Origin of the sequence: uncultured Senegalimassilia sp. (genome assembly GCF_934632265.1) — a bacterium.
Classification (GTDB): Bacteria; Actinomycetota; Coriobacteriia; order Coriobacteriales; family Eggerthellaceae; genus Senegalimassilia.
In genome coordinates this window covers 1-10,946 of sequence record NZ_CAKTYH010000067.1, presented here as the reverse complement: position 1 = coordinate 10,946, position 10,946 = coordinate 1, and the positions used below count along the sequence as shown (strand labels likewise).

Annotated in this window: 11 protein-coding genes; 7 read left to right on the top strand and 4 right to left on the bottom strand. The window is 62.8% G+C overall.

Annotation, left to right across the window (positions count from 1 at the left end):
• Positions 1–166: 166 nt before the first annotated feature.
• The 3 genes from Q0H50_RS06105 (at position 167) to Q0H50_RS06095 (ending at position 3,063) form a co-directional block, all read left to right on the top strand.
• Positions 167–1,150, top strand: coding sequence for a WYL domain-containing protein (locus tag Q0H50_RS06105; RefSeq protein WP_294420531.1), 984 nt, complete (start codon positions 167–169; stop codon positions 1,148–1,150).
• 99 nt (positions 1,151–1,249) lie between these two features.
• Positions 1,250–2,437, top strand: coding sequence for a tetratricopeptide repeat protein (locus tag Q0H50_RS06100; protein WP_294420529.1), 1,188 nt, complete (start codon positions 1,250–1,252; stop codon positions 2,435–2,437).
• 92 nt (positions 2,438–2,529) lie between these two features.
• The gene (locus Q0H50_RS06095) at positions 2,530–3,063 is read left to right on the top strand and encodes an adenine phosphoribosyltransferase (RefSeq protein WP_294420527.1); all 534 of its coding nucleotides are present in this window, start codon (positions 2,530–2,532) and stop codon (positions 3,061–3,063) included.
• A 206-nt stretch (positions 3,064–3,269) separates the two neighbouring features.
• On the opposite strand, the gene panD is transcribed toward Q0H50_RS06095, so the two are convergent.
• The 4 genes from panD to Q0H50_RS06075 all read right to left on the bottom strand — a co-directional run bounded on the left by panD (position 3,270) and on the right by Q0H50_RS06075 (position 6,576).
• Complete coding sequence (gene panD, locus Q0H50_RS06090; RefSeq protein ID WP_114620913.1) at positions 3,270–3,665, bottom strand: aspartate 1-decarboxylase; 396 nt, start codon at positions 3,663–3,665, stop codon at positions 3,270–3,272.
• Positions 3,666–3,701: 36 nt separating this feature from the next.
• The gene (gene panC / locus Q0H50_RS06085) at positions 3,702–4,550 is read right to left on the bottom strand and encodes a pantoate--beta-alanine ligase (protein ID WP_294420525.1); all 849 of its coding nucleotides are present in this window, start codon (positions 4,548–4,550) and stop codon (positions 3,702–3,704) included.
• 247 nt (positions 4,551–4,797) lie between these two features.
• Positions 4,798–5,625 (bottom strand): 3-methyl-2-oxobutanoate hydroxymethyltransferase, encoded by an 828-nt coding sequence (panB, locus tag Q0H50_RS06080; RefSeq protein ID WP_294381989.1) that lies wholly within the window; start codon positions 5,623–5,625, stop codon positions 4,798–4,800.
• An 18-nt stretch (positions 5,626–5,643) separates the two neighbouring features.
• Positions 5,644–6,576, bottom strand: coding sequence for a Rossmann-like and DUF2520 domain-containing protein (locus Q0H50_RS06075; protein ID WP_294420523.1), 933 nt, complete (start codon positions 6,574–6,576; stop codon positions 5,644–5,646).
• 770 nt (positions 6,577–7,346) lie between these two features.
• Between Q0H50_RS06075 and Q0H50_RS06070 the strand changes: the two genes are divergently transcribed.
• From Q0H50_RS06070 to gatB, 4 genes are all read left to right on the top strand, one after another.
• Positions 7,347–7,640, top strand: a complete 294-nt coding sequence (locus Q0H50_RS06070) for a hypothetical protein (RefSeq protein ID WP_052297917.1) — start codon at positions 7,347–7,349, stop codon at positions 7,638–7,640.
• A gap of 301 nt (positions 7,641–7,941) precedes the next feature.
• Positions 7,942–8,253, top strand: a complete 312-nt coding sequence (gatC, locus tag Q0H50_RS06065; RefSeq protein WP_294420522.1) for an Asp-tRNA(Asn)/Glu-tRNA(Gln) amidotransferase subunit GatC — start codon at positions 7,942–7,944, stop codon at positions 8,251–8,253.
• Complete coding sequence (gene gatA / locus Q0H50_RS06060; RefSeq protein WP_294420519.1) at positions 8,253–9,740, top strand: Asp-tRNA(Asn)/Glu-tRNA(Gln) amidotransferase subunit GatA; 1,488 nt, start codon at positions 8,253–8,255, stop codon at positions 9,738–9,740. The genes gatC and gatA overlap by 1 nt, the downstream gene beginning before the upstream one ends.
• 118 nt (positions 9,741–9,858) lie before the next feature.
• The coding region (gatB, locus tag Q0H50_RS06055) for an Asp-tRNA(Asn)/Glu-tRNA(Gln) amidotransferase subunit GatB (RefSeq protein WP_294420517.1) at positions 9,859–10,946 on the top strand (1,088 nt) is incomplete at its 3' end.

Here is a 10,946-nt window from a genome sequence, read left to right as displayed (position 1 = left end):
CCGATGGCTGACGACCATGTCTTTTTCATTCCTAGACGTATTCGGCTTTCAATTTGCGAAAGAAATAGTACGTTACCGCTCCGCCCGTCTACCCGTGCGGTAGCGAAAATCGCCTATCATATGCAGATGCGCAATGTGCGCGAAGGAAGCTGCGTGAGGGGTCCCTATGGCGAAGGAAGTCAGCAAAGAGCGTTTGTTGGCGCTGCTGAAGATCATGTTCGAGAATACCGACGACGAGCAAGGGCTGACGCTTGAGCAGATCCTCGAGGAGCTGGAATCGGCGGGCGTGTCCGCGGAGCGCAAGGCCCTTTATCGCGATTTCGAAGCGCTGAACAACGCGGGCATCGAAATCCAGCGGCAACACGTTAAACCCGTGCGTTACTTCCTTGCCAGGCGCCCCTTCACCAAATCCGAGCTGCTGTTGCTTATCGACGCGGTGCAGGGAAGCCGCTTCCTCACGGCGCGGCAGTCAGCCTCCCTGGTCCGTTCCATCAAAAGCCTGGGATCGAAACACCAGGTGAAGGGCCTGGAAAAGCACGTGCACGTCGGCGGCCGCGTGAAAAGCCAAAACGATAGCGTGTTCCGCAACGTCGACGTCATCCAAGAGGCCATCGCCGCCAAGCGCATGCTGTCGTTCAAATACACTGGATACGATTGCTCGGCGCGCGTGCAGTTTCGCCATGGCGGCAAGCCGTACATCCAAACGCCGGTGCAGCTGATGTATTCCGACGGCTTCTACTATCTGGTTTGCTACAGCGAGAAGTACGACGACTTCGCCAACTACCGCGTCGACCGCATGTGCGACATCTGTGTGACGCAGCAGCGCGCAACGCGAAACGCCCGCATCGCCACGTTCGATGCGGATGAATACGACCGGCGCGTGTTCGGCATGTTCTCGGGTAGCTCGGTGCGCGCGGTTTTGCGCGTGAGGGAAAGCGCAATGAACGCCGTGGTCGATCGCTTCGGAAAGGACGCGCGCGTGGACGACATGGGGGACGGGACCGCCCGCGTGAGCGTGGCGGCCATGGCCACGCCGGTGTTCTTCGGCTGGATAGCCCAATTCGCCGGCCAAATCACGGTGGAGTCGCCGTCAAGCTTGCGGCAAGGATACGCGGACTACCTGCGCGAGCTGCTGCAGGGATACGAGTAGGTCGTTTCGCCTGCCCGTTCCCTCCTTGAGCGCAGCGGCTTCGGGCCGCCTTCGCTGATTCTCTGCTATGGTGGAAGGGTATACCTCGAAGGGAACCACATGGACCTACGCAATCTTGACCCCTCATATGACGAATCGCGCGACAGCCAGCAACGCGGCAGCTTGTCGTTGGACATCGGCGCGCGGTTTTACAACGACGGGCTTGCCTCCGACGACAAGCGGTGTTTCGAGGCGGCGCGTCGGTTCTACGAGAAAAGCTTGAGTTTCGGCAACCCGCAAGCCGCGGTGAACCTGGGTTACATCTACGAATACGGTCGTCTGGGCGAAGAAGACCCTGAGCTGGCGGTGGAGTTGTTCGAGCAGGCGGCGTTTTGCGAGCATCCGGAGGCGCTGTACAAGCTTGGCGACATGCTGTATTGGCGCAACATCGACGTCGAGGACGAATCCGCGGCGGACATCCAGGCGTTTGCGCTGTACGGCAAAGCGCATCGGCTGGCGCAGGGCCGCAACGAGCCTGATTGGCTGGGAAGCTCTGCCTTCAGGCTTGGGGGCTGTTTCGAATACGGTCGCGGCTGTGCGCAGGATTATGCGCTGGCGCAGGCGTATTACGTGCAGGCAGCGGCGAACTTCGAGGCGGCGCTTGATGACGGGTTCGATTACTACCGCGGCAACCTGGGGAAATGCCACCGCGCATTGCAACGCCTGGGCGAATCATCCGATTCGTACGCGCAATGGAAGCCGTTGCCTTCAGGGGCGAAGTTCGACGTCGATGGCATTTTGCGCATCGATGGCGACTCGCTGGTCCCGGCGGGGTGCTATCGAGCCCGTTCGGGCGAGCAGCTCATCGTCGGCCAGCACGATGTGGACGAGGGCATGCGCGTGGATAGGCGTTTCGAGATTTTGCGTTGCGCGCGCATGGTGGAGTTCAACCTGGCCATGCGCGGCTCCGTGGAGAATCGCAGCACCGTGCGCATCACGTTCGATGAGCTGGGCGCGGCGCTCGAGCAAGAGCTGGGCGTGATGGGGCAGCGCGAGTTTCTGCAGTTGAACCCCGAGGATGCCGCTGCATTGCGCGGTCAGCTGCTTGGCTTCGAACTTGCCTCATGGGAGGAAACCTATCAGCCATATGCTGCTCAGGATGATAGCTTGGAATGGAGCGTCGAGGTGCTCAGCGATGCGCAGGGCTTTTCCAGCAAAGGCTGCGGCGCCTGGCCGTATTACCTGCCGTTTCTGTTCGAGGAGCTGCAGCGCTTCGGCGTGGCGAACATGTGGGTTCGTGGACATTGATGCCGTAAACGGCCGATTTCGATGCGCGGCGGCGCCAGGCTTGCCCGGTGGCGCTACAATGGCTTGGTCGCATATTCTAGGAAAGGACCGCCATGTCGTCGTTCGATTTCGAAGGCCATATCACCGACATCGTTGATTATCCGAAGCCGGGCGTGGTATTCAAGGACATCACCACGCTGTTGAAGGATCCGGACGGTTTCGAGGCCACCATCGATGCCATTGCCGAGCATTTCAAGGATGCGGGCGTGACGAAGGTCGTCGGCGCCGAGGCCCGAGGCTTCATGATCGGCGCGCCGGTGGCGTATCGCCTGCATGCCGGCTTCGTGCCCGCCCGCAAGCCGGGTAAGCTGCCGCGAAAGGTGCGCAGCGAAAGCTATGACCTGGAGTACGGAAGCGACGAGCTGCAGATCCACGCCGACGCCATCGATCCCGACGACGTGGTGCTGATCGTGGACGACCTGGTCGCCACCGGCGGTACCGCCGAGGCGCAGGCCAAGCTCATCGAGCAGTTCGGCGCCTCGCTGGCGGGCATGGGCTTTCTCATGGAGCTGGCGTTCTTGAATCCGCGCCAAGCCATCGCCAAGGTCACCGATGCCGACGTCTTCTCCCTTGTGCAGGTGCACTAAAAGGTATCGCTGTTCCGACAATGCAAGAGGCCGGGATGCGCAGCTGCTCTGCGTATCCCGGCCTCTGTTCGTTTCCGACCCCTTCGCCCAGACGCCTCGGGGACGTAGCGTTAGCTGTCGGGTTCCGCCATACCGCGTCAGCGGTCCAGGCGATTGGGTCAGGCGCATCGGGGACGTAGCGTTAAGCGTCTGATGCTGCCGACATGCTAGCGGTCCATGTCCTCCAGTCGGCCATGACGCTCGTAGCGGGTGATGCGCTCGGGGCGGTTGTCGTCGTCGACGAACACCACGCGCGGCGGGTTCGCGTCGGCTTCCTCGGGGGTCATCAGGGCGTAGCACATGATGATCACCTTGTCGCCAACCGAGACGCAGCGAGCGGCGGCGCCGTTGAGGCAGATCATACCGCTGCCGCGCTGACCTGCGATGACGTAGGTCTCGAAGCGCTGGCCGTTGTTCACGTCGACAATCTGCACCTGCTCGTACTCGCGGATGCCCGCGGCATCCATCAGGTCCTCGTCGACGGTGATGCTGCCCACGTAGTCAAGCTCGGCCTGGACGACGGTGGCGCGGTGGATCTTGCCCTTCAGCATGGTAGAGAACACGGTTGTTGGTCCTTTCGTAGGTTTTGAAAATCAAAGTTATTCGCCGAAGATGAAGTTGTCGATGAGGCGCGTCTTGCCGATGTAGACGGCCATGGCAACCAGAACCGGGCCATCGACGGTCTCAACAGGCTTGATGCCGTCCCACGACACCATCTCGACGTAGTCGATGCGCGCCAGGGGCTCGGCCTCGATGAGCTGCTTCATGGCGCCCAGCACCGTGGCGGCGGAGCGCTCGCCGGCCTCCATCAGGCGCTGGCCCTCGGCCACGGCGCGCGAAAGCACGAGTGCGGCTGCGCGCTCGTCAGCGGACAGGTAGGTGTTGCGCGAGCTTTTCGCCAGACCGTCTTCCTCGCGCACGATGGGGCAGCCCACAACCTGCACGTTCATGTTCAGGTCGCGTACCATGCGGCGGATGACCGCCAGCTGCTGGGCGTCCTTCTGGCCGAAGTAGGCGCGGTCGGCCTGGGAGATGTTCATGAGCTTGTTAACCACGGTGCACACGCCGCGGAAGTGCGTCGGGCGCGTCTTACCGCACAGCTCGGCGGTGATGCCCTCCACGTTGACGTAGGTGCACGCATCGGGGAAGTACAGGTCGGCGGGCTCGGGATGGAACACCAGCGTGGCGCCGGCACCCTCGATCAGGCGCTTGTCGGCCTCGAAATCGCGCGGGTAGGTTTCCAGGTCCTCGCCCGGGGCGAACTGGATGGGGTTGACGAACACGCTGACCATGACGCGGTCGTTCTCGGCGACGGCGCGCTTGATCAGGCTCTCGTGGCCCTCGTGCAGGTAGCCCATGGTGGGAACGAGGCCCACGCTCAGGCCCTGCGCCTTCCACTCGCTGATGACCTGTTTCGCCTGTTCGGGGGTGGTGGCAACGGTAAGCATTTTGGTAGGTTTCCTTTCGGGTTCGGTAAATCGTGAAGCGGCGGGGTCGAGATGCCGTGGACGCAGCAGGTCTGGACACCTCGGCGCGCGGTTTGTCGCGTTAGGGCCCTGACCGACTCGCGGTGAATCTGAGAGCGTCGACGGTCTCAGATTCACCGCGGGATGCGGAGCGTTTGCGAATCGTTTGGGAAGGCGGACGCGGCGAGGGCGTCTCGCGCCCGCACCGCGCCCGCCCGCCGGTTATCGGCTAGTACAGCTTCTCGAGCACTTCGTCGTCGATCTTGAACGTGTGCTCGGCGGAGGGGAAGGAGCCCTCGCGCACCTCGTTGATGTAGCTGGCGAAGCCGTTGCGCATGGCCTCGCCAACGTTCGCGAAGCGCTTGACGAACTTCGGGCAGAAGTCGCTGAACATGCCCAGCATGTCTTGGTAGACGAGGATCTGGCCGTCGCAGCCGGCGCCGGCGCCGATGCCGATGGTGGGGACGCCCACTTCCTTGGTGACCAGGGCGGCAAGCTTGGCGGGCACGGCCTCGAGCACGATGGCGAACGCGCCGGCGGCCTCGAGCGCCTTCGCATCGGAGATCAGCTTGCGGGCAGCGGCCTCGCTTTTGCCCTGCACCTTGAAACCGCCGAACGCGTTGATGGACTGCGGCGTCAGGCCCAGGTGTCCCATGACGGGGATGCCGGCGGCCACCATGGCGGCAACCTGCGGGCAGACCTCTTCGCCGCCTTCCAACTTCACGCAGTTCGCGCGGCCTTCCTTGAGCAGGCGACCGGCGTTGCGCACGGCGTCGGGCACGCTGACCTCGTAGGACAAGAACGGCATGTCGCAGACGATCAGCGCGTTCTTGGCGCCGCGGGCGACGGCGGCGCTGTGGTGGATCATGTCTTCCACGGTCACGGACAGGGTGTCCTCGTAACCGAGCACCACGTTGCCCAGCGAGTCGCCGATGAGGATGCCGTCGATGCCGGCCTCATCCTCGAGCTTCGCGGTGGAGTAATCGTAAGCCGTGAGCATGGCGAGCTTGCGGCCCTCGGCCTTGGCCTGGGCGAACGTTGCCACGGTGTTTTTCATTGGTCTCTCTCCTTCGCTTTACCTGCGGGTTTGTGCTGATTCCAGCAGATTCCTCATCGGGGCGTGATCGCGCTCGGGGTGGCGCCGCGCGGCCAGCTCGCAAACGGAAAGCGACAGCGTGGCGTAGGTTTCGCGCGCCTGCCCGTCCAATGCGGCCAGATGCTTGCGCACCGTTTCGATGTCGTTGCGCTCGATGGGGCCGGACAGGGCGTTTTGCGGGCCTTTTTGCGCGATGGCGGCGCAATTGCCGGTGAATAGCGGGCCGGCTGCCTGCAGGGCCTGCTCGGGCGTGAACCCGCAGCCTTCCAGGATGCCAAGCCCCTCGGAGGCAAGGCCGCACACCAGATTGCTCAGGAACACCGCCGCGGCGTGGTAGCGAACCTTCGCGTCGGCCGCGATGGTGCAGTGCGGATTGCCCGCCGCATCCAGCAGCGCGCCCGCAGCGTCGACTGCGGCCTGGTCGCCTTCAAGCGTGAAGAACATGCCGGCAAGGCGATCGGGCGCATCGGCGCTGGTCGGGACGTCGGGCACGGCGCACAGCGGGTGAACGCTCGCGCAGGCTGCCCCGGCTTTTCGGCACGCGTCGAGCTCTCCGGAGGTCAGCGCGCCGCTTGCGTGGCACACCAGTTTTCCGGAAAGGCCGCCTGCCGGCGTGTTCGCCGCGGCGTCGGCCAGCTGGCCTGCCGCTTCGGCGATGGCGCCATCGGGCACGGTTATGAAGATGAGGTCCGTGGAATCAAGAAGCGCTTGCAGCGAGGAAAATGAAACGGATTGCGTGCACTGCGATGCCCAAATCGCCGCCTTTTGCGTGCGGCTTGCATAGCCTGAGACCTTCGATCCGTGTTCGAACAGATGCGTTCCCAGGGCGAACCCGATTTTGCCGGCTCCCACGAACCCCACGCGCAAGCGCGCGTCACGTTCTGCGGGGCACGAACCAACCGATGTGGTCACGTCAGCGCCTTTCGTTTCATTGCTGCGAGGCTGGATGCCTGGACTTGCTCCGGGTCACCCGCGCTCCTTTACGAGGGGGCAGTATACGCCGTGGCGAAGCGCCGATGCAAGCGCCATGGGCGTTCGATTCCGAATCCAAATGAAAGGCACGCAAACAGATGAAGTTGGACTATAGTTTGGGTTGTATTCAACCGAGAATAGCTTGCCGAGGGCGGGCTCCCGGCGCGAGCGGGTGGCGCGCGAGTTGCTTGTGCTTGCAATAGCGAAAATATGTTCGGTTTCGCTTGCACGAACATCTGTGCGCATGTTAGAATCCTTGCATTACATGAGCCAGTGCAGATGCTTTCCCTTCGGGCGTTGGGTCTGCGGGAATGTCGTGGCCGGCATCCGTCTCCGGGGTGCCCTCTCCTCTTCTGCAAGATCCTCGAAACCACGGAATACAATGATAGTTTTCGCAGGTAAAGCCTGCTAGAATATCGTTGTACGAAATTCGAGGCATTCATGAACAGACTCGTCGTCGCGGAGCATGCATTTAAACACGGCTTAAACGAAGAGAGCATACGGTACGCCTGGGAAAATCGAATGGCATCGCAACACCGAAAGGCTCCGTATGAAGACCAAGTCGTTGCTATCGGGCTTACGGAAGACGGAAGGGTTGTTGAGCTAGTTGGCTCCCAAAAATCTTCTGCGGTAGTGATTTACCACGCAATGGAGCCGCCAACGAAAAGAGTGCTGTTCGAACTTGGGCTATTGGCAAGGAGGCGGTAGGCATGGCAATGTCTGCGGATGAAATCAAAAAAGAATTCGGCATTACGCCTGAACAGCTTGACCAATGGGAGGCGGATGCCGCTGCCGGCATTTTGCATGGAGAACCTAGCGGGCCAGTTACATATGGTCCCGGTCGTCCGCTCATGTTCGATGAGGAGATGAAGCAGGTGGGGTTTAAGGAGCCGGTGAATAAAATCCTGCTCATCGACATCCGCGCAGCGCAGCTGGGAATGAAGCGGTCGGAATATCTTCGCCATCTGGTAGATGAAGACTTGAAGCTCGCTGGCATTGCGTAGCGACCAGCGATGCGGCATGGCCGGGCCGGTGTCTATCGAATCGCTGTCGCCTGAGGGTTCGCGGCCTGATGGGCGGGCTTGTTTGCTATCATAGCCAAGTTAACGGTCTAACCGCTTTCAGCGTGCGTGGAGCTGGGCTGCGCCGGTTTGCTCGGCGTGTCCGCGGGTGCCGCCATTGTGTCGGCTTCCCCGGTGCGTCCGCAAGTGTCGCGATTGTGCTGGCGGCAATCGGATGCGGGGTAGTTGTCGCTTTGCAGCGTGGCCGCTAACACGTGCGTTGGAATCGAAAGGAAAGAAACCAATGACCCAATACCTTACCGAGCGCGAGGTCCGCGGAATCGCGGAATACGCGCGCATCGGCCTTTCCGGGGAGGAGCTCTCCGAGATGACGGTCGATCTGAACAACATCATCGAAACGCTGCAGTCCATCAAGCATCTGGACCTCGAGGGCGTGGAGCCTACGTTCCACCCCATCGGAAGCCTGTCCAACGTCATGCGCGAGGACGTGGAAACCGAATCGTTCACGCAGCAGGTTGCGCTTGAGAACGCGCCGAAGCAGCAGGACGGCAGCTTCCTGATCCCGTCTATCCTGGGCGAAGGGGGCGACGCGTAATGGCTATCTCCGATATGGGCATCGCGCAGATCCGCGAGGGTCTGGCATCGAAGCAGTTCACCGCCTGCGAGGTTGCGCAGGCAAGCCTCGACCGCATCGCGCAGGCCGATAAGCAGGTGCATGCGTTCCTGGAGGTCACTTCCGAGGCTGCCATGGCCGCCGCGCAGCGCGTGGACCAGGCCATCGCCGACGGCACGTTCGACACGCTCGGCCCGCTGGCTGGCGTGCCGGTGGCGTTCAAGGACAACATGAACATGACGGGCACGCACACCACCTGCTCCTCCCGCATGCTGGAGAGCTACGTGTCCCCGTACACCGCAACGTGCGTGCAGCGCATCATCGACGCCGGCGGTCTGCCGCTGGGCAAGCTGAACATGGACGAGTTCGCGTTCGGCTCCACCACCGAGTCCTCCGCGTTCGGCCCCACGCGCAACCCGTGGGATCTGGGCCGCGTCCCGGGCGGCAGCTCGGGCGGCTCTGCGGCAGCTGTCGCTGCGGGCATGGCGTGCGTCACGCTGGGCTCCGACACCGGCGGCTCCATCCGCCAGCCCGCTAGCTTCTGCGGCATCGTGGGCGTCAAGCCCACCTACGGTACGGTCAGCCGTTACGGCGTCGTGGCCTTCGGCAGCTCGCTCGACCAGGTCGGCCCGTTCGCGCGCAGCGTCGAGGACGCCGCTGCCGCGATGGACGCCCTGTGCGGCCATGATCCCCTGGACTGCACGTCGCAGGACGTGAAGGCCGGTTTCCGCGCCGCATGCCAGCAGGATGTCGCGGGCATGCGCGTCGGCGTGGTCCGCAGCTTCATGGACGCCAAGGGCCTGTCTTCCGAGGTTTCGGAGCGCGTGTCCGAGGCGGCTGCCAAGCTCGAGGCCGCCGGCGCCACCATCGTCGAGGTCGATCTTCCGCATATCGACGCCGCCATCAGCGCATACTACGTGCTGGGCCCGTGCGAGGCGTTCTCCAACCTGGCCCGCTTCGACAGCGTGCGCTACGGCTATTGCGAGGAGGGCCACAAGGACCTGGGCAGCCAGTACGAGGCAAGCCGTGCCCACGGCTTCGGCGAAGAGGCGAAGCGCCGCATCATGCTGGGCAGCTATCTGCTTTCCGCCGGCGTGTACGAGCAGTACTACTATCCGGCCCAGCAGGTCCGCACGCTCATCACGCAGGATTACCGCAACGCCTACGAGCAGTGCGACGTCATCTTGGCGCCCACGGCTCCGGCTACGGCGTTCAAGTTCGGCGAGATCGCCGATCCGGCAACCATGTACCTGTCCGACGTGTTCACCATCTCCATCAACATCGCCGGCAACGGCGGCATGAGCGTGCCGTGCGGTCTGGGCGCGCAAAGCGGCATGCCCGTGGGCGTGCAGCTTATCGCCCCGCAGTTCAAGGATGAGAACATGTTCCGCGCCGCCATGGCGCTCGAGGCCGCCTACGGCAAAGCCCCCGTGGCCCCGAACTTCGCCGACGGGAAGGTGATTGAGTAATGCGTAAGCTTGAAGAAGTGCTGAAAGATGCAACAGTCCAGTGGACTGTTGCAGGCCGAGCACCGCGAAGCGGGGCGCAGGCCCTTGGGATGACGAAGGGTTTGGGGGTGCGTTACTAATGCGTAAGCTTGAAGAGGTATTAAAGGATTGGGAGGCAGTCATCGGCTTGGAAATCCATGCCGAGCTGACCACGTTGAACACGAAGATGTTCTGCGGCTGCAAGCTCGAGTTCGGCGCCGACCCGAACACGCACACCTGCCCGGTGTGCCTGGGCCTTCCCGGCGCGCTGCCCGTGCCGAACAAGGCCGCTATCGAGTCCATCGTGCTTGCCGGCCTGGCCACGAACTGCGACATCGAGAAGCACAGCATGTTCTACCGCAAGAACTATATGTACCCCGACATGGCCAAGAACTTCCAGACCACACAGGGTCCGGTCGCGTTCTGCATGCGCGGTCATCTTGATCTGGACGTCGACGGCCCGGCGGCCAAGGAGCGCGGCGACATCGCCGGCCTGAAGCCGGGCGAGACGTGCGAGAACGTCACCGTCACCGATTCCGGTTACACGGCGCACGTGGGCATCACGCGCATCCATATGGAGGAAGACGCCGGCAAGATGATCCACATCGGCGGCGACGAGGGCCGTATCGCGGGCGCCACGCACTCGCTGGTCGACTACAACCGCGCGGGCACGCCGCTTATCGAGCTGGTCACCGAGCCCGATCTGCGCACGCCCGAGGAGGCGCGCCTGTTCATGCAGAAGCTGCGCCAGATCTATCTGGCCATCGGCATCTCCGACTGCTCCATGGAGGAAGGCTCCATGCGCTGCGACGGCAACGTCAGCCTGCGTCGCCGCGGCTCCACGAAGCTGGGCGTGAAGACCGAGCTGAAGAACATGAACTCCTTCAAGAACCTGCATGACGGCTTGGCCTACGAGATCTGCCGTCAGGCCGAGGTTCTGGAAGAGGGCGGTCAGATCTACCAGGAGACCCGCCATTGGGACCCCACCATGAAGCACACCATCGTCATGCGCGTGAAGGAAACCGCTGACGACTATCGCCTGTTCCCCGAGCCCGACTTGGCGCCCTACGACCTTTCCGATGAGTTCATCGAGGGCGTCCGCGCCAAGCTGCCCGAGCTGCCCGACCAGAAGGCCGCTCGTTTCGCCGAGGAGTTCGGCCTGTCCGCCTACGATGCTCGCCACCTGGT